This is a genomic window from Agarivorans sp., assembly GCF_050295395.1.
Lineage (GTDB): Bacteria > Pseudomonadota > Gammaproteobacteria > Enterobacterales > Celerinatantimonadaceae > Agarivorans.
In genome coordinates this window covers 12,213-29,949 of sequence record NZ_JBNKPP010000080.1, presented here as the reverse complement: position 1 = coordinate 29,949, position 17,737 = coordinate 12,213, and the positions used below count along the sequence as shown (strand labels likewise).

The 17,737-nt window shown below is 44.7% G+C and carries 18 protein-coding genes; 6 read left to right on the top strand and 12 right to left on the bottom strand.

What is annotated here, in order from left to right; translation table 11 throughout:
- Window positions 1–242 precede the first annotated feature (242 nt).
- On the top strand, window positions 243–1,949 hold the full coding sequence (gene aceK / locus ACQY6Q_RS04695; RefSeq protein WP_427978451.1) for a bifunctional isocitrate dehydrogenase kinase/phosphatase: 1,707 nt from the start codon (window positions 243–245) through the stop codon (window positions 1,947–1,949).
- A gap of 133 nt (window positions 1,950–2,082) precedes the next feature.
- Window positions 2,083–2,637: a hypothetical protein gene (locus tag ACQY6Q_RS04690; protein ID WP_427978448.1), complete on the top strand. Its 555-nt coding sequence runs from the start codon at window positions 2,083–2,085 to the stop codon at window positions 2,635–2,637.
- On the opposite strand, the gene ACQY6Q_RS04685 is transcribed toward ACQY6Q_RS04690, so the two are convergent.
- Together ACQY6Q_RS04685 and ACQY6Q_RS04680 are read right to left on the bottom strand one after the other, a co-directional pair.
- Complete coding sequence (locus ACQY6Q_RS04685) at window positions 2,634–3,131, bottom strand: putative 4-hydroxy-4-methyl-2-oxoglutarate aldolase (protein ID WP_427978445.1); 498 nt, start codon at window positions 3,129–3,131, stop codon at window positions 2,634–2,636. The two genes, ACQY6Q_RS04690 and ACQY6Q_RS04685, sit on opposite strands and share 4 nt — an antisense overlap.
- Window positions 3,103–3,549, bottom strand: coding sequence for a DUF3293 domain-containing protein (locus tag ACQY6Q_RS04680; RefSeq protein WP_427978442.1), 447 nt, complete (start codon window positions 3,547–3,549; stop codon window positions 3,103–3,105). Before ACQY6Q_RS04680 ends, ACQY6Q_RS04685 begins: the two co-directional genes overlap by 29 nt.
- 343 nt (window positions 3,550–3,892) lie before the next feature.
- Between ACQY6Q_RS04680 and arcA the strand changes: the two genes are divergently transcribed.
- Both arcA and pykF read left to right on the top strand, forming a co-directional pair.
- Window positions 3,893–4,603, top strand: a complete 711-nt coding sequence (arcA, locus tag ACQY6Q_RS04675) for a two-component system response regulator ArcA (RefSeq protein WP_427978440.1) — start codon at window positions 3,893–3,895, stop codon at window positions 4,601–4,603.
- 249 nt (window positions 4,604–4,852) lie between these two features.
- On the top strand, window positions 4,853–6,265 hold the full coding sequence (gene pykF / locus ACQY6Q_RS04670; RefSeq protein ID WP_427978437.1) for a pyruvate kinase PykF: 1,413 nt from the start codon (window positions 4,853–4,855) through the stop codon (window positions 6,263–6,265).
- 49 nt (window positions 6,266–6,314) lie between these two features.
- Here pykF and ACQY6Q_RS04665 read toward each other — a convergent pair whose 3' ends face one another.
- Window positions 6,315–6,902, bottom strand: coding sequence for a gamma-glutamylcyclotransferase family protein (locus tag ACQY6Q_RS04665; RefSeq protein ID WP_427978435.1), 588 nt, complete (start codon window positions 6,900–6,902; stop codon window positions 6,315–6,317).
- 273 nt (window positions 6,903–7,175) lie between these two features.
- Between ACQY6Q_RS04665 and ACQY6Q_RS04660 the strand changes: the two genes are divergently transcribed.
- A complete protein-coding gene (locus ACQY6Q_RS04660; RefSeq protein ID WP_427978433.1) occupies window positions 7,176–7,631 on the top strand; it encodes a methylglyoxal synthase in 456 nt (151 codons plus the stop codon).
- Window positions 7,632–7,633: 2 nt separating this feature from the next.
- On the opposite strand, the gene ACQY6Q_RS04655 is transcribed toward ACQY6Q_RS04660, so the two are convergent.
- Together ACQY6Q_RS04655 and dusA are read right to left on the bottom strand one after the other, a co-directional pair.
- The gene (locus ACQY6Q_RS04655) at window positions 7,634–8,272 is read right to left on the bottom strand and encodes a super-infection exclusion protein B (RefSeq protein WP_427978430.1); all 639 of its coding nucleotides are present in this window, start codon (window positions 8,270–8,272) and stop codon (window positions 7,634–7,636) included.
- Window positions 8,273–8,374: 102 nt separating this feature from the next.
- A complete protein-coding gene (gene dusA, locus ACQY6Q_RS04650) occupies window positions 8,375–9,352 on the bottom strand; it encodes a tRNA dihydrouridine(20/20a) synthase DusA (protein WP_427978427.1) in 978 nt (325 codons plus the stop codon).
- Between the two features lie 470 nt (window positions 9,353–9,822).
- Between dusA and ACQY6Q_RS04645 the strand changes: the two genes are divergently transcribed.
- Window positions 9,823–10,290, top strand: coding sequence for a chemotaxis protein CheX (locus tag ACQY6Q_RS04645; protein WP_427978424.1), 468 nt, complete (start codon window positions 9,823–9,825; stop codon window positions 10,288–10,290).
- Between the two features lie 76 nt (window positions 10,291–10,366).
- Here ACQY6Q_RS04645 and ACQY6Q_RS04640 read toward each other — a convergent pair whose 3' ends face one another.
- From ACQY6Q_RS04640 to ACQY6Q_RS04610, 7 genes are all read right to left on the bottom strand, one after another.
- Entirely contained in the window at window positions 10,367–10,972 is a 606-nt protein-coding gene (locus ACQY6Q_RS04640) for a peroxiredoxin (RefSeq protein ID WP_427978421.1), read from the bottom strand.
- Between the two features lie 173 nt (window positions 10,973–11,145).
- Window positions 11,146–12,225: an alanine racemase gene (gene alr, locus ACQY6Q_RS04635; RefSeq protein ID WP_427978418.1), complete on the bottom strand. Its 1,080-nt coding sequence runs from the start codon at window positions 12,223–12,225 to the stop codon at window positions 11,146–11,148.
- A 6-nt stretch (window positions 12,226–12,231) separates the two neighbouring features.
- Window positions 12,232–13,632 carry a replicative DNA helicase gene (dnaB, locus tag ACQY6Q_RS04630; protein WP_427978490.1) on the bottom strand — a complete coding sequence of 467 codons (1,401 nt, stop codon included), beginning with the start codon at window positions 13,630–13,632 and terminating at the stop codon, window positions 12,232–12,234.
- 144 nt (window positions 13,633–13,776) lie between these two features.
- The gene (locus tag ACQY6Q_RS04625; RefSeq protein WP_427978416.1) at window positions 13,777–14,070 is read right to left on the bottom strand and encodes a c-type cytochrome; all 294 of its coding nucleotides are present in this window, start codon (window positions 14,068–14,070) and stop codon (window positions 13,777–13,779) included.
- 140 nt (window positions 14,071–14,210) lie between these two features.
- The gene (locus tag ACQY6Q_RS04620) at window positions 14,211–14,828 is read right to left on the bottom strand and encodes an ATP-binding cassette domain-containing protein (RefSeq protein ID WP_427978413.1); all 618 of its coding nucleotides are present in this window, start codon (window positions 14,826–14,828) and stop codon (window positions 14,211–14,213) included.
- Window positions 14,828–16,516 carry an ABC transporter permease gene (locus tag ACQY6Q_RS04615; protein WP_427978410.1) on the bottom strand — a complete coding sequence of 563 codons (1,689 nt, stop codon included), beginning with the start codon at window positions 16,514–16,516 and terminating at the stop codon, window positions 14,828–14,830. The genes ACQY6Q_RS04620 and ACQY6Q_RS04615 overlap by 1 nt, the downstream gene beginning before the upstream one ends.
- Window positions 16,513–17,694 (bottom strand): ABC transporter substrate-binding protein, encoded by a 1,182-nt coding sequence (locus ACQY6Q_RS04610; protein WP_427978408.1) that lies wholly within the window; start codon window positions 17,692–17,694, stop codon window positions 16,513–16,515. The genes ACQY6Q_RS04615 and ACQY6Q_RS04610 overlap by 4 nt, the downstream gene beginning before the upstream one ends.
- Window positions 17,695–17,737: the final 43 nt, after the last annotated feature.

Sequence of the window (17,737 nt, the reverse complement as noted above, 5' to 3'; positions counted from 1 at the left end):
AGGCTAAAAGCCCATTTTTAAACAACTATCTTAAGCTTATTCGGTCATAAATAGAGATTATTTTGAATGATAGGTGATCTTTTGAGCTCTATCAATTCAGTATCAGCGCGACTCACAACAGTAAGCCATTGGCAGAAACGAATCCTTCACAATAAGCGCAAATTTGTAACAATTTGATTTGAACAGGTGTTTAAATCCTGCCATAGTGAATAAAAAAACAACAACAAAACAAGATAAGCCCTATGACGCAACCAATGCAACTGCAAGCAGCCTGCGTGATGCTGCAACGCTTCAATAGCTTTTATCAGTGCTTTTTAAAGGTAACTAGAGGAGCCCAAAAACGGTTTGAAGACGCCGATTGGATCTCTGTTCAACTGGCTTCGCGTGAGCGCATAAGACTTTACGATCATCATGTCACCGAAGCGAGGGCAGCAATTAAGGAGCTCACAGGCCATCTGCAACGCAGCGATGAGTTCAGCGCCGCGGTAAAACAACATTACTCAGAGTTATTAAAGCAACATGAAAATTTTGAGGTAGCCGAATCGTTTTTTAACTCCGTTTATCAGCGCTTATTTCATCACCGCTATATAGAAGAAAGCCAGCTTTTTATTAAACCAAGTCGTTGTAGTAAGTTATTTGACTACCAATTGCTGACCCACCGCTATCAAGACACCGAACTAAATAAGCTATTTACTCAGCTTTTTGAAGATTATCGCTTCAACATCGATTATGAAGACTTAAACCGCGACATAGGATTTATCACTCAACGCTTACAACAAGTGCCACAGCTAAACCAACAGCCGCTGCATAAAATCACCATCCTAAAACCGGTGTTTTATCGCAATAAAGGGGCTTATTTGATTGGTCAATATAGTAGTGAGCAATTAAGCTTTCCCTTAGTGCTGCCATTGCTCAACCAACAAGGCAAGGTCGCGGTAGATAGTGTGCTGATAGACAGCAATGAAGTGAGCATCATTTTTGGTTTTGCGCGCTCCTACTTTATGGTTGATGCACCAGCACCACGACGAATCGTAAACTTTCTTAAGCAATTACTTCCCAACAAAACCGATTACGAACTATTTACCGCTATTGGCTGCCAAAAGCATGGAAAAACCGAACTCTATCGCCATTATCTTAACCACCTGCAACACTCCAGCGACTTATTTGAATTGGCACCGGGTATCAAAGGTATGGTGATGACCGTATTTACCCTACCTTCTTATGATGTGGTATTTAAGATCATTAAGGACCGCTTCACTCCACCTAAGGACGTAAGTCACGCCCTAGTAAAAGAAAAATACCGCTTGGTAAAACAGCACGATCGAGTCGGTCGCATGGCCGATACCCAGGAGTTCTCTAATGTCGAGTTCCCGCTACACCGCTTTAGCCAAAGCTTATTAGATGAACTAAAGGCTGTTGCACCCTCTATGCTAAAAATTGAAGGCGATTGCCTCACCATTCGACATTTGTATATAGAACGAAAAATGGTGCCGCTAAATATGTACTTGGAGCAGGCGAATGAAACGCAAATCCGACAAGTCATTGATGAATATGGCAATGCTATTAAGCAACTAGCTGCGGCCAATATCTTTCCTGGAGATATGCTATTTAAAAACTTCGGTGTCACTCGGCATGGTCGTGTGGTGTTTTATGACTATGACGAAATTTCCTACATGACCGAATGTAACTTTCGGGAGTTTCCTAAGTCGCCCTACCCCGAGGACCAATGGGCCGCACATCCCAGCTATTCTGTTGGTCCGAATGATATTTTTCCTGAAGAATTTGCCACGTTCCTATTAGGAAAACCCATTGTTAAACAGATCTTTAAGGAGTTACATGCCGAACTCTTTCAAGCCAGCTTCTGGCAGCAACTACAACAAAACATCAAAAATGGTCAATTTGAAGATGTCTATCCCTATCGAAGACGACAGCGCTTCATTAATCGTTAGAGGATTATTCTAATAATTTTAGTTTCACACTCTTTTCATCGACTTTATAAAATAATTTGAAGATCCTCGGTGATCTTATTAAGCCAATCGACCATACTAAGGCTGTAGTGAAATACAATAATAAGGAGGAGCAGTGGCAAAGTTTCATTATCAGCATTATGTTGCTGCACTACTTATGGCATTCTCAGGCGCACTACTCGCGGCGCCAGTAGAAAACGAAGTAAGCTTTAGTTACGGCGACGGTGAACACCTACAGTTGTCTTCGCGCAGCCAGCTAAGTGATAATTGGTATATTACGGGTTACAACAATAGTCAATTTGTTAGTGATGGCACAGACAACGCCAATGACACTTGGTTTTTCAATGGCGGGTACCAACATCAATTGCGCAACGAATTATCCTTGTTTGTCGAAGCAGGGGTAAACAACCAGTATGACGATATCGCCACTCGCAGGGGTTTCAATTTGTCCACTGGGGTCAACTATCAACCCTTAAAAAGCTTGTCGATTCAAAGTAAGTTGGTACAGATCCACCAGCCCAAATACGACAATACGGAACACAGCTTAGAAGTATCAAGTACCTACCACATACTAGATAATATCGATGTAAAAGCGGTATACCAACTCGAGGCTCCAGCTGACAAACAGACTCAGCAGCAAGTTCAATTTGGCTTAGGCTATCGCTTTTAGCTGAACTCATCGGGCAGATCTAACCCCTCGTCGCTCAGTAAAATACCGTTATCATCTGCATATAAGTACATGCCCGGCTTAATAATCTGACCGGCAAATTGAATTACCGTATCCACCTCCCCCAAGCCTTTACGTTCGGTTTTCATAGGACAAGGCGCTAAAGCTCGCACTCCTATATCCATGGTATTAATGGTGGCAACATCTCGAATAGCGCCATTAATTATTACTCCAGCCCAGCCGTTTACATAGGCCGAATCTGCAATCAAATCGCCCATTAAAGCACGCTCAATACTCCCCCCGCCGTCAACCACCAACACCTTGCCCTCACCCGGTTCAGCTAATAACTCTTTGACTCGGCTATTGTCCTGAAAACACCTTACTGTAACCACTTCACCAAAAAAAACCGCTTTAGCACCATAAGATTGAAAAATAGGATCCAATAGCTTTACTTGTTCGGGGTAAAGATCACAGAGTTCGGGAAGTAAATCTTGCATAGTGATAATCCTTTATCATGTAGTCGTAAGCCGCTGCATAGTTATACCAACGCTGCTCGATGTTACCTAAGCTGGAATAAGGCAAGAGCAAATTATTAGTATCATAAAGATAACATTGCTGACTATGCCAATAGAAGGCACGTTGCCTAAAAAGCCTTGCAATATGTTGAGCCTCATTTAACGAGCAGTCAACAATTGCACTAAATTCGTAATGATTTAGATCAATTGACCCAGCGAATACCCAATAATGTGCAAGCCCCTGCGAATGCAAATATGAAATAAAATGACAGTCTAGCCAATGGTTAAAAGCCGCGGATCTTTTCACTCCATTAGGATTATTGGCGGTGATAATCGCAAACTCTTGATATTTAAGGTCAGTATTTGCCAGAAATAAGGTGCTTTCATACAAATTCATCATGTAGTTTATTTTCATTATTGTTTAGCAAAATTCGTATAATTGGCCAAATTCGATTGATTTGAATCAAAAGCACCGCAGAAAACGTAAGCTTTTTTCATACTCAAGTTGTTATATCACTGTTAAGCCAATAGAATATGTTTACTGCTTGTAACGAACAATGCAAATGGAAGGTCTGGTTCGCTGATTTATCACGCGTTTTTGACAAACTATTAGTCTATTTTTTTGCCATTCAGCGAGTTTTAACACAAACTCAACATGGAAGAATAAGTAGCCACTTTTCACGCTTCCATATACAGCTACCTGTTCGCAAGCCAACTAATTTTTAACAGCATTGGGGAAGACCATGACACCAAATATTTTAATTGTCGAGGACGAACTGGTCACTCGTAATACGCTAAAAAGCACTTTCGAGGCAGAAGGCTATAATGTGTTTGAAGCGACAGACGGCAATGAAATGAACAGCGTGTTAGAAGCACACTCTGTCCACCTTATTATCATGGATATTAACCTTCCTGGTAAAAACGGCCTATTACTCGCACGTGAACTTCGTGATCGTGAACAAATTGCCTTGATGTTCTTAACTGGCAGAGACAACGAAGTTGATAAAATTTTAGGCCTAGAAATTGGCGCCGACGATTACATTACCAAGCCATTTAATCCTCGAGAACTCACGATTCGCGCTCGCAACTTGCTAAATCGTACCGTGAACGGACAAACCACTAGCGAAGAAAAAGGTTCGGTTGAAGAATACCGTTTTAATGGCTGGACTTTAGACATTAATAGTCGCTCTTTAATTAGCCCTAACCAAGAAACCTACAAGTTGCCACGCAGCGAGTTTCGCGCCATGTTGCACTTTGTCGAGAACCCCGGTCAAATTCAGACTAGAGCGGATCTATTGAAAAAAATGACAGGCAGAGAGCTTAAACCGCATGACCGAACTGTTGATGTGACTATCCGTCGCATCAGAAAACATTTTGAATCGATCCCAGAAACACCTGAAATCATCGCCACCATCCACGGTGAAGGCTACCGTTTTTGCGGTGAAATCGAATAAATTAATTCATTTAAAAAACCTCGCAGTTTAGCGAGGTTTTTTTATACTTGCTTAAAGCTCTATCGCAGAGTCTTGCAAATGTTTTCAGAAAATTGAACAAATATGCAGCCATATATTCAAGTTATAAATCACCTTTGTTTTTGATCAATGTTCGGATTTGTAGTTATTTTTCTACATATCCTTTTGAGTTCTATCTTGTATAATGTGCGCAGATTTTTTTACTAGCATCCTCAACGGAGAATTATCTCAATGAAGAAAACCAAAATCGTTTGTACCATTGGTCCAAAAACAGAATCGGTAGAAATGCTCACTAAATTAGTTGAGTCTGGCATGAACGTAATGCGTCTTAACTTTTCTCACGGCGACTTTGCAGAACATGGCACTCGCATCAACAACCTGCGTGAAGTTGTTAAAAACACAGGTAAAACTGCTGCCGTTTTATTAGATACCAAAGGTCCAGAAATCCGCACCATCAAACTTGCTGGCGGTGAAGATGTTAGCCTAGTAGCTGGTCAAGAATTCACTTTCACTACTGACCAAACTGTTATCGGTGATGCCACTCGCGTTGCTGTAACTTACCCAGGATTCGCTGCAGACTTGAAAGTGGGCAACATGATCCTAGTTGATGACGGCCTAATTGAAATGGAAGTTATCGCGGTTTCTGACGACGAAGTGAAATGTACCGTACTTAACAACGGTGATCTAGGTGAAAACAAAGGTGTTAACCTTCCTGGTGTAATTGTTCAGCTTCCAGCACTATCTGCGAAAGATAAAGGCGACTTAATCTTTGGTTGTGAGCAAGGCGTTGACTTCATTGCTGCTTCATTCATTCGTAAGAAAGAAGACGTTCTAGAAATTCGCCAACTTCTAAAAGAAAACGGCGGAGAGAAGATCCAAATCATCTCTAAAATCGAAAACCAAGAAGGTGTAGATAACTTTGATGAGATCTTAGAAGTATCTGACGGCATCATGGTTGCTCGTGGTGACTTAGGTGTGGAAATTCCTGTTGAAGAAGTAATCTTCGCTCAGAAAATGATGATTGAGAAGTGTAACCGCGCTCGTAAATTGGTTATCACCGCCACTCAAATGCTTGATTCAATGATCAAAAACCCACGTCCTACTCGCGCAGAAGCCGGTGACGTAGCCAACGCTATCTTAGATGGTACTGACGCAGTAATGCTTTCTGGTGAATCAGCTAAAGGTAAATACCCAATTGAAGCGGTATCTATCATGGCAACTATCTGTGAGCGTACTGACGCAGTAATGCCTTCTAACTTAGATCCAGCTCGTGACAGCGGAAAACTTCGCATCACTGAAGCAGTATGTAAAGGCGCTGTAGAAACTTCAGAAAAATTGAGCGCACCACTTATTGTTGTTGCTACTGAAGGTGGTAAATCAGCGAAGTCTGTTCGTAAATACTTCCCTCAAGCTAACATTCTAGCTATCACCACCAACACTAAAACAGCGGCTCAACTTTGCTTAAGCAAAGGTGTGGTTCCTCACGTGGTTGACGCTATCGAAAGCACAGATTCTTTCTATGCTCTAGGTAAAGAACTAGCCATCGAATCAGGTTTGGCTAACAAAGGTGATATCGTAGTAATGGTATCTGGTGCCTTAGTACCATCTGGCACGACTAATACTTCTTCTGTACACGTACTATAAGTTACAGCAGTAGAAGAGAAAGAGGCGCCTAAGGCGCCTTTTTTATTAGCTAGGGCTTGGGTTTTAATTCGGCCAAGTGCGCCATATCATTCAATATAGAATCAATTTGCTCTAAGGCTAACGCGTCAATATTTTCAGCACGAGGATAAAGCGGCTGCTGGCGGTCATCTAACCAATGGCTAACCCAATAATTGGTTGATAACAAAAACTCTCTCGCATATTGCTCGCTTATCGCTAAACAGCCACGTAAGCAAACATCTAAATACGACTGTAAAATGGGGCTATCGCTTTGCGGATGCCAATACTCTTGTGCCACATAGACATAAATTTTTATCGCTGGCTGAGGAAGCTCACTCAGTAATTCAACTTGCTCGGCTTTTAATAATACTCGGTCATAGCCCGCTTCGCGCTGATCAAGTTGGGCTAAAAAAGCCTCGTCGAAAGGGATCAAAACTCCGTTTACGCTAGCCTTAGCTTCAGGGCTAATTACCACAGCAGAACGGTCATTATAACCTTTAAGGCCACTCCAATAGCGTTGGTAGCCATGTAAACGCGCAGCATAGGCCTGCTCACCTGGGAAAGTACGTTGCCGACAATCTGCATCAATTAAACTGCCATAACCAAATATATAAACCACTACTCCTCCTTTAAATTGTTTTAACAGCAGCTATAACGCGAATAGCTGAAAAACCATAGATGACGCGACTTAGCTCCGCAAATATCATGCTTAAACGCCGTAATAATAAAAACTTAACAGTCGATAGAACAGCCGCGCACTCGGCTTAATTAGCAGCACACATTTTTATCACTCAGCACGCAGAATTATCCCGCTGCGGCTAGCTAATGACATGGACAAACATTAACATACTTGGCAGCACAGCATTCAAACTAATCATATTTAAGAGGTAACATGGATACAACTACACGCACAATGGATGTAGTAAAACGCATCGCACTAGTAGCGCATGACCATAAAAAGACCGCGTTAATTAACTGGGCTCAGCAACATCGCGAGGCTTTAACACAACACCAACTTTATGGCACTGGTACAACCGGTACTTTATTAGCCCAACAAGGCTTTGAAGTTACGGCGCTATTGAGTGGCCCCATGGGCGGTGACCAGCAGTTGGGGGCAATGATAGCCGAAGGGAAAATCGATTTAATGATCTTCTTTTGGGATCCACTAGATGCGGTTCCTCATGATCCAGATGTGAAAGCACTATTACGCTTAGCGGCGGTATGGAACATTCCGATGGCGACCAACCAAGCAACGGCTGACTTTATTTTAGCCAGCCGTCATTTTAATCAGCAATTTTCAGTCGATGTGCCTGATTACGCAGGCTATTTAAAGAAACGAACCCAGTAATACTAAGCTGCGCTCTGGCCCTCTGAGCTCCCCGCTCGGATCCTAAATAGTTTTCCAGAATGAGTGCGGTTAGCCTTATAGTCGGGTTGTAAGAAGCGAGGGCGAATTGACTTTAGATGCTCAATTTGCTCTTCGTTTAACTTACCTACCGGCAAGCCCAAAGCCTTGTAACTTAACAGCGGTCGAGCGGCTAGATTAATCATCATATCAACATTACTACGCTGCTCTTGAACGTGTTGTTGGTTCATCGGCTTCAGCACCCCGTTGTTTAACAGGTTCAGCACTGCTGGCTCATTCAATGGCAGACTCAACACACTACGGCGAGTAATAATAAATTCGCGAAGTATTGCTCGCTCAGAATGGTCCAAACAAGCGATCATCGCTGAGAGGCGCTGTAATTCACGGCGCTGCTGTATGCCTGCGCTAATCATAGCCACCAGCAATAACAAGCAACGGCTAAGAAAAAACGCCAAGCCAGCTATACAACTCAGCACCAGGGCTACATTTAACTCAGCACTTAAGCCGCCCTCAGGTAACCATTGCTGAGGTAGCACTAATACCATCGCACTGGCAATCAATAACCACGCCATGAAAATGTCTAAGATGCCCCAGCGGGCCAATAAACGACCTATAAACTCCATTATTCTCTACTCCTGACAAAAAGCTGACTCTTCGGTAAGGAGATAGCAAAGCCTATGCCAAGTAATGGAGCGTAATCATTCTCAGCTAGCTCTTTATATTAACTAAGCAGGCTGTGCTAAGGGAACTTTAGCTAAAGCCTCATGCATTAGTTCAATACCGACACCAGGTTTATGGGCATTTTCGCTAAGGTGACGTCGCCAAGCTCGCGCGCCCACGCAACCTTGGAACAGCCCCAACATGTGTCGGCTAATATGTTGCAGCCGCCCACCGTTGGCTAAGTGCTGTTCAATATACGGCAGCATCAACTCAACCACTTGATGGCGACTAAGAGGCTCGCCGGGAGCGTCAAAGATCCGTTGATCTACTTGCGCCAAAATATACGGATTTTGATAGGCTTCTCTGCCAACCATCACTCCATCTACATGCTGTAGATGCGTTTCTGCTTGCTCTAGGTCAGTAATACCGCCGTTAACGCTAATATTAAGCTGCGGGTAATCCTGCTTTACTTGGTAAGCGCGTTGATAATTTAAAGGGGGGATATCGCGGTTTTGCTTCGGGCTCAAACCCGATAACCAAGCTTTACGCGCATGGATAATGAAAGTCTCGCAGCCAGTAGCAGCCACGGTCTCAATGAAATCTTGTAAAAACGGGTAACTGTCTTGCTCGTCTATGCCTATTCGTGTTTTAACTGTTACTGGAATGCTCACTTGCTGCTGCATTTCTAACACACACTCAGCCACCAGATTAGGCTCAGCCATCAAACAAGCACCGAAGCGACCATTTTGCACTCTATCAGAAGGGCAGCCCACGTTAAGATTAACTTCATCATAACCCAAGTCTTCTGCTCGTTTTGCACATTCAGCTAAAGCCTTCGGTTCAGAACCGCCCAACTGCAAAGCAACTGGGTGCTCCTGCTCAGAATAACCAAGATAGTCGCCCTTGCCGTGTAAAATGGCGCCCGTTGTCACCATCTCCGTATACAACAGGGTATTTTTACTCATTAAGCGATGAAAATAACGGCAGTGACGGTCGGTCCAATCGAGCATGGGAGCGACCGAAAAGCGCAAAGATGGATGCATAGTTAAAGCCTCTGTTGATTGATAATTTTAGCCATACATTCCATGACGGCACAACGCGCTAAAGTTACTGCGGCGCTATTTACACAGAAACAGCGCTTGCAGTGCTAGCTCAACGCTAAAACGTTGGGCTGGCGATTATACAGACTGCAACTAAGTGCTTCAATTAGGCTCACCCTAATTCATTTCTGAACGATAACCCCAAGACTTACCAATTGCTAATTCAAGCCGCCTCTACGAGAGAGCCACCATAAGCGCAGGCCATAATACGAGAGAATATTTATTCGAGTATCAATAATGGTCGCATTTTCAGTGAAATAGTTCGTAAAAAAAGGACTTGGAGTTGCAGCTCATCGGATCTCGTGCGATTCTTAATAGCACTATCAAAAAATATGTGATCACGGCTAAGCGCTACTAACAATAAGACCAAAGCGTAAGCTTCATTCACCCTAAGCTGGAAGTAATCTGTCACTATGGACGTAAATTTTGTAAACCCCTTTTTAAAGTCGTTATTAAACGTACTCAGCACTATGGCCCAGCTTGAGTTAAAACCAGGTAAGCCAGGCCTAAAAAAAGACGAGGTCGCTCGAGGTGATGTATCAGGCCTAATTGGTATGGTTGGCCCACAAACTAAAGGTTCACTCTCAATCAGTTTTGACAAGGGGCTCGCCATCGAAATTATGCGCCGCATGTTAGGCGAAGCGCCAGACTCAATAAATGAAGAAGTCACCGACATGGTGGGCGAAATTACTAATATGGTGACTGGTGGTGCTAAGCGGCTATTAGCCGAGGAAGGCTACGACTTCAATATGGCCACGCCAGTGGTGGTTTCAGGACCTTCTCACACCATTACTCATAAAACCGAAGGGCCTAAGGTTTTAATTCCGTTTAGCTCTTTACATGGCAATGCCACCATAGAAATTTGTTTTGAAAATACCTAATCAACAAGTTTAGCCAAGTAAAAAGCCCGCTAATGCGGGCTTTTTGACTAATTAAGGAGGCTAAGCTTTAAAGCTATTATAGGCCTTCAGCGTTTGCTGATAGGTACTTAGCTACGCCCTCTGGGCTGGCGTCCATACCTTCTTTACCTTCTTCCCATTGAGCAGGACAAACTTCACCGTTTTTCTCGTGGAAGTTTAGCGCGTCAACCATACGTAACATTTCGTCGATGTTACGGCCTAATGGTAGGTCGTTAACTACTTGGTGACGAACTACACCTTCTTTATCGATAAGGAAAGAACCACGGAACGCCACGCCAGCTTCTGGATGCTCTACATCGTAAGCTTTACAAATTTCGTGTTTAACATCGGCAACCAATGGGTACTGAACTTGGCCAATACCGCCGTTTTCAGTAGAGGTGTTACGCCATGCATTGTGAGTAAATTGAGAATCAATAGATACGCCAACTACTTCAACGCCTTTGGCTTGGAAATCTTTGAAGCGGTGGTCAAAAGCGATCAACTCTGAAGGACAAACAAAAGTAAAATCTAATGGGTAAAAGAACACAACCGCTGTTTTACCTTTGATGTGCTCACTTAGAGTAAAGCTATCAACAATTTCACCATTACCTAGAACAGCTGCAGCAGTAAAATCTGGAGCGGGACGACCAACTAATACACTCATTTCGAATTCCTTTAGTTAATTAAGTAGGTTATTAATCTCGCTAATAATGATGCGCGAATTCGCACAATTATACGAATTGTTCTAATCAATTAATTTGATAGGTTTAAACTATCAAATTTAAGATTAACAATTTAAGTTCCAATTAATAGCCTATAATCGGTAAATTGTAAATACTACTTTGTATAAGTTAATCTAACCCGAGAAGTGAGCTTGGTGACCAATTCATAAGCAATAGTACCCACAGCTTTAGCCACCTGCTCTACGGGCAGCTCTGGTCCCCACAATACTACTCTATCGCCAACTTTATCTTGGCTATCGCGGCCTAAGTCTACACACAGCATATCCATTGAGACTCTACCGACAATAGGCACCACACGACCGTTAAGCCAAACCGGCGTACCATTAGGCGCGCTGCGCGGGAAACCATCACCGTAACCCATGGCCACTACACCTAAGCAGGTATCGTGAGGTGCTTGCCACGAAGCACCATAGCCAACGCTTTCACCTTTGGGGTGTTCACGTACTGCAATCAAGTTTGATTGCAGAGTCATCGCCGGAATCAGGCCAAAATCGGCACCACAATTATCAACTTGAGGAGATATGCCGTACATCGATATACCGGGCCGATTCCAATCGCTATGAGACTGAGGCCATAACAATACTCCCGCCGAGTTAGCTAAGGAGCACTCACCGCCCAACCCGCTGCTCAGCGAACTAAACAAATCAATCTGTTGCAAGGTTAACGGGTGGTCTAGCTCATCAGCACAAGCAAAGTGGCTAATTAACTTAAGCGGTTGCTGAATATTTGGGCTGCGCTTAATTCGGGGCAATAAGGCATGAAACTGTTCGGCCAAAAAACCCAAACGGTGCATGCCTGTGTCCAGCTTGACCCACGTATCAAGCGGCCGTTCAAGTGTTAAGTTTTCTATCAGCGTCAGTTGCTGTTCACTGTGTAGCACCGCAGCCACTTGATGCTGCGCTAAAGCGTGTGCTTCAGAGGCATCAAAGAAGCCTTCTAAAGCCAATATATAAGACTGGATCCCCGCTTGGCGCAGCGCCATCGCTTCTGGGGTACGGGCCACAGCAAAGCCATCAGCAAGGTCAGCCAAGGCTTCAGCTACTTCTAACATACCGTGGCCGTAAGCATTGGCTTTAACCACTACCAAAGTTTTACTATTAGGCGCAGCTTGCTTTAATAAGCCGAGATTATGTCTTAAGGCAGCCAGTGAAACCTGTGCATTTGCTATGTCCATTCGAACCTATTCGTCGTCGTAGAACTCACCGGCCCAATTATCGAACCGTGAAAAGTGGCCTTGGAAAGTCAACGGCACTCGACCAATAGGACCATTACGCTGTTTACCAATAATAATTTCGGCCAAGCCTTTGTTATCCGTACCCTCGTTATAAACTTCATCACGATAGATAAACATGATTAAATCGGCATCCTGCTCAATAGAGCCCGATTCACGTAAATCCGAGTTAACCGGACGTTTATCGGCACGCTGCTCCAAACTACGGTTTAACTGTGATAAGGCCACCACAGGCACATTTAACTCTTTGGCTAATGATTTAAGCGAGCGAGAAATTTCGGCAATTTCCAAGGTTCGGTTTTCACTTAAACCAGGCACCTGCATCAATTGCAGATAATCTATCATGATCATACTAAGGCCGCCTTCTTCACGCGCAACCCGGCGCGCTCGAGAGCGCACTTCCGTGGGGGTTAAGCCTGAAGAATCATCCACATACATTTTCGATTTTTCAGCCATTAGGCCCATAGTAGAAGATAAACGCGCCCAATCATCATCATCCAAACTACCGGTACGGATTTTGGTTTGATCGATTCGCCCTAATGAAGCCAGCATCCGCATCATGATTTGCTCAGAGGGCATCTCTAAACTGAAAATAAGCACTGGCTTATCTTGAGTCATCGCTGCATATTCACAGAGATTCATGGCAAAAGTAGTTTTACCCATCGACGGACGCGCCGCCACAATAATCAAGTCTGAGCCCTGTAAGCCACTGGTTTTCTTATCTAAGTCAGCAAAACCGGTTGATACTCCAGTGACCCCGTCGTTCGGCGCTTTGTATAACTCTTCAATTTTATCAATGGTTTGCGCCAGCAAGCCTTTCACTTCTTTAGGGCCTTCGTTAGCATTGGCGCGTGATTCGGCAATTTTAAATACTTTACTCTCGGCGAAATCCAGTAAGTCGCTACTCTTACGCCCAGCGGGTTCATAACAACTATCGGCAATTTCGTTGGCCACTGCGATCAACTCACGCGTTACCGCCCGCTCTCGAACAATTTCAGCGTAAGCGCGAATATTCGCCGCACTGGGGGTGTTTTTAGCGATCTCGCCAAGATAAGCGAAACCACCTATATCATCTAGCTGTTCTTGGCGCTCTAGCTCTTCTGACACCGTCACCAAGTCAATCGGCTGTCCGCTTTCAGCTAGGCGGTGCATTGCGGCAAAAGTATATTGGTGGGCACGCTGATAGAAATCTTGCTCAACTACCAACTCTGAGACGTTGTCCCAAGCATTATTATCTAACATCAATCCACCCAACACGGCTTGCTCTGCTTCAAGCGAGTGCGGTGGCACTTTCAGTTGATCAATTTGTGAGTCTCTAGGCTTTTTACTTTTAAAATCACGAGAGGGCATGCGGGCTGCCATAATCTGTCATTGCGGTTGTTCAATACTGTTGTCTATTATGCGGGAATATCATAACGACACCAAGTAGCATTTGGCCAAATCGACGAAACAAAAAAGCCAGCCCACGGCTGGCTCAGTGTTTAAATACAGTCATTACATTGCGGCAAAATAAGCAGCAAGTTCTGCAATTTCTGCATCAGTTAAGCTTGCAGCCTGAGCTTGCATTACCATAGCTTGACCACCACTGCGTTGTTTATCCCGATAAGCCTTTAGTGAAGTCACTAAATACTGCTCATTTTGACCGGCCAAATTAGGGTAACCAGGAATAGTGGCTTTTCCATCTGCGCCATGACAAGCGGCACATAGCGGGGCTTTAGCTGGCGCTGCACTAACCGTTGATGCAACAAATGGAATTGATAGTGCTAGTGCAAGGATCAATTTATTCATTTTCGTCCTCTTTATTGTTTTGGGATCGCAAATACATCCACCCTGAGGCTATCACTCCACACAAGCCAGCTTCAGGTTTAATTGAGCATAGCAAAGAAAACATAAGAGCAACAGCATCAACACCTTAGAACATGAGCCCTCTAAAATATTGAGATGGCAGGCCCCTGCAAGCTGTCCTCGGCGTCATGCGTCACCAAAATGGCAGGAATAGCTAAGGCTTCTATCTTTGCCTTCACGAAAGTCCTGAATTGCTTACGTAGCGGTTTATCCAATTTACTAAAGGGCTCATCCAGCAATAATAACTTAGGTTCGGCCAATAAACTGCGTAATACGCTAACCCTAGCTCGTTGCCCTCCCGAGAGGCTAGCAATATCGCGCATTTGATAACCGGCCATGGCGGCATCTTCCAAGGCTTGAGCAATAAGCGAGTCTGCTTGCTGGCGTTGGTTTGGGGCTAAGCCATAACGCAGGTTTTGCGCAACATTAAAATGCGGGAATAATAAGTCGTCTTGAAACAATATTCCCACCTCTCGCTGCGCTTGAGGCAAACTTAATATGGACTTACCCGCCAATTCAACCGAACCAGAGCAGCAAAATTGGCTATCGAGAGTGCCTGCTAACGCCGCCAAAAAACTCGACTTACCACAACCGCTAGGTCCCATAAGTGTAACAATTTCGCCCCCAGCCACTTGCAGATTCAAATCTTTTAACAGGCAATGCTGAGCTAAGCTTAAATTGAAGTTTTCTATGTGTAACATTAATTTTGCATTTCCCGTCGCTGACGATAACGCCATTTAGGCCAAATAATCACCATGCTATACACGAGCAAGGGCAATAAGGTTTGCCAGAGCACCATGACTGCAGTGATCCGTCTATCCCCTCCCGACGCCAAGGCCACCGCTTCAGTGGTGAGGGTGCTAAAGCGTCCAGCCCCGACAAACAAGGTTGGCAAATATTGGGCAATACTAACCGCAAAGCCGATCGCGAAAGCAAACCCTAAGGGCCGCGATAACATCGGCAGTTTTACTTTTAATAAACTTCGCCAATAACTATGCGATAGGCTAACGGCCGCCTGCATATAACGCTGATCAAAACTACGGTAGCTATCGACTAAGGACAAATAAACATAAGGCAGTACAAAAACGAGATGAGCCCAAATCACGCTAATCAGCAGGCCATCCCAGCGATAACGAAACAGTTCGACCTGCATACCAAATAAGAAAGCCACTTGCGGCAATAGCAAAGGCAAGTAGATCACCACCGACCACCAGCCATTGCTAAGCTGCTGTTTCACTTGATACTCCAAACAAGCTATCACCAAAAACAAGCTCAACGCAGCAGACGCCACAGCAATGATTAAACTGTTTAACAAGGGTTCAACTAAGTAATGGCCTGCCTGCCGCCAATAATGCAAGCTCCACTCACTGGGCAAGGCTTCTGGGAAACGCCAACGCCAAGCAAAAGACCAAAGCACCATCAGCAGTAAACTCAATACCAAGCAGAGCATTATTGCTGCCAGTAATAAAGGAGCCGCTCTTGATTGCCTCCCTGGCTTACGACGGCCGTTCATAGCCCGAGCCAAACTCGCCGCCAGATACGCTCTCTCTAACAGCAGCGCCAGCGCCAAACTCAAAGCGACTAATGCCAGTAACAGCAAGGCACCCGCAGCCCCCGGTAAACGCTGATTAATATCACTATCACTAAACCACTGCCAAACCAATAAAGCTAAGGTAACCGGTCGACTAGGGCCAATAATCTGGGCTACATCCACTACTGTTAAAGAAAACGCCAATACACAAAAAAACGCCAAGCGAATTCGTCGCAGCAATTGCGGGAATAAGATTTGAGTCCACACTTGCTGTTGTGAATAACCAAAGCTTTGTCCCACCATTAAACTGCGTTTGACCGGTAACTGTGAGCAGGCAGCTAACAGGACGAATAGTAAAAAAGGTAATTCTTTAAGCCATAAAGCCAAAATAAGGCTCAAGCCCCACGGATCTTGAGTGGTTTGCCATAAGGGGGGATAGTTAAAACCACTTAGCCAAGGGGAGACCCAGCGCATCAACCAGCCACTGGGAGCCAGCAAGAACAATAGGGCGATGGCCATGGCAACATGAGGAATAGCCAAAAAAGGGGCGAGCGATTTTTCCAACCAGCGCCAGCACTTTGTTTGGTAACAATGCATTAGCAACCACAAGGCGCAAGCTAAGGAAAGCAGCGCCGCAACCCAGCCGGTAAACAAGCTTAAGGCTAGCGAGTGCCACAAAGGGCGATAAGCGAACAACTGTTGCCAAGGCGCAAAGTTAAATTCATTCTTACCCGCTATAGGAAAGTAGCCAAAGGCTGGCAGCAGGGTCGCCACCAAGCCAAAACCGACCGGTAGCAATAGCAACAATAAACTAATCGCGGGAAAAACAATCCCTGCCCTATCGTATAAACGCCTCATCGGCTATAACGGCGCAACCATTCAGCTTCCAATAAAGTCACCCAGCTGGCATGTGGTTCAGCCAGCACGTTAGCACGATCTTGCACGCTTAAACTGGCTGGGCTTAACTGTTGCTGAAATAGCTGTCGTTGTTCGGTATTAAGTTTATCCATACTCAAAACACTAGGATCCCCCCAATAACTAAGATCCGATTTACGCGCCTGCGCCTCGGGTGACAATAAAAAGTTCGCTACCACCATCGCCGCAGCGGTAGCTTTACTATTAAAGGGAATAGCTAAGAAATGGGTATTAGCAATGGTTCCAGCTTGATGAACATAACTACGGACAGATTCAGGTAACAAACCCTGCCGAATGCCAGCTGCAGGCTCATTAGGATTAAAAGTAAAGGCTATCGCTACTTCACCGTCATTTAGCAACTGTTGCATCTGCCCACTGCCACTGGGGAAGCTTAAACCGCGGCGCCACATTAAGGGATGCAGCTTATCCAAAAAACGCCACAACTCGGCGGTTAATACTTCAAACTGCGGCTTGTCTACCGCTTGATAGAGCACGCTCTTATCTTCAATTAACTCCAACAGAGCCTGTTTAATAAAGGTAGTGCCATAAAAGCTTGGCGGAGCGGGATAGCTAAATAAACCAGGATGCTGTTCCAAATAAGCTAATAGCTCTAGCATCGACTTGGGTGGCCCTGACAGGCGGGCGCTATCGTAATAGAAAGTAAGCTGAGCGCCTCCCCATGGCGACTCATATCCCTCAACCGGAAGAGTAAAATCGTAAAGCAACGCCGGGCTTTGTTGATCGGTAAGGGCTAAGTTAGGTAAGCGCTGGCTAAATGGTCCAAACAGCAAATCAGCCTGTTTAAGCGCTCGGAAATTTTCACCATTCACCCAGACTAAATCAACACTGCCACCTTCGGTTCTGCCGCTGATTTTCTCTGCCAGAATGCGGCTCACCACATTGGCAGTTTCGCTCACTTTTACATGTTCTAAATTAATAGCATAACGCTGCTCGACTTGTTCGCCAGCCCAACGAATATAAGCATTAATGTTATCGTCACCAGCCCAAGCATTAAAATAAACGGTTTGCCCTTTTGCGGCTTGCTCCAGCGTTTGCCAGTTTTGCTCAGCCTGTACTACCAGACTCACAAAAGCACTAAAGACTATAAATAATAAACGCACACTCGCTCTCCTTGTTTAAGTGACGCTAACTGCCACTCTAAGC

Coding starts and splice junctions, on each gene's coding strand:
- aceK (WP_427978451.1), top strand. CDS start 243: ATGACGCAACCAATGCAACTGCAAGCAGCCTGCGTGATGCTGCAACGC.
- ACQY6Q_RS04685 (WP_427978445.1), bottom strand. CDS start 3,131: ATGCAAGATTTACTTCCCGAACTCTGTGATCTTTACCCCGAACAAGTA.
- ACQY6Q_RS04680 (WP_427978442.1), bottom strand. CDS start 3,549: ATGATGAATTTGTATGAAAGCACCTTATTTCTGGCAAATACTGACCTT.
- arcA (WP_427978440.1), top strand. CDS start 3,893: ATGACACCAAATATTTTAATTGTCGAGGACGAACTGGTCACTCGTAAT.
- pykF (WP_427978437.1), top strand. CDS start 4,853: ATGAAGAAAACCAAAATCGTTTGTACCATTGGTCCAAAAACAGAATCG.
- ACQY6Q_RS04660 (WP_427978433.1), top strand. CDS start 7,176: ATGGATACAACTACACGCACAATGGATGTAGTAAAACGCATCGCACTA.
- ACQY6Q_RS04655 (WP_427978430.1), bottom strand. CDS start 8,272: ATGGAGTTTATAGGTCGTTTATTGGCCCGCTGGGGCATCTTAGACATT.
- dusA (WP_427978427.1), bottom strand. CDS start 9,352: ATGCATCCATCTTTGCGCTTTTCGGTCGCTCCCATGCTCGATTGGACC.
- ACQY6Q_RS04645 (WP_427978424.1), top strand. CDS start 9,823: ATGGACGTAAATTTTGTAAACCCCTTTTTAAAGTCGTTATTAAACGTA.
- ACQY6Q_RS04640 (WP_427978421.1), bottom strand. CDS start 10,972: ATGAGTGTATTAGTTGGTCGTCCCGCTCCAGATTTTACTGCTGCAGCT.
- alr (WP_427978418.1), bottom strand. CDS start 12,225: ATGGACATAGCAAATGCACAGGTTTCACTGGCTGCCTTAAGACATAAT.
- dnaB (WP_427978490.1), bottom strand. CDS start 13,632: ATGCCCTCTCGTGATTTTAAAAGTAAAAAGCCTAGAGACTCACAAATT.
- ACQY6Q_RS04625 (WP_427978416.1), bottom strand. CDS start 14,070: ATGAATAAATTGATCCTTGCACTAGCACTATCAATTCCATTTGTTGCA.
- ACQY6Q_RS04620 (WP_427978413.1), bottom strand. CDS start 14,828: ATGTTACACATAGAAAACTTCAATTTAAGCTTAGCTCAGCATTGCCTG.
- ACQY6Q_RS04615 (WP_427978410.1), bottom strand. CDS start 16,516: ATGAGGCGTTTATACGATAGGGCAGGGATTGTTTTTCCCGCGATTAGT.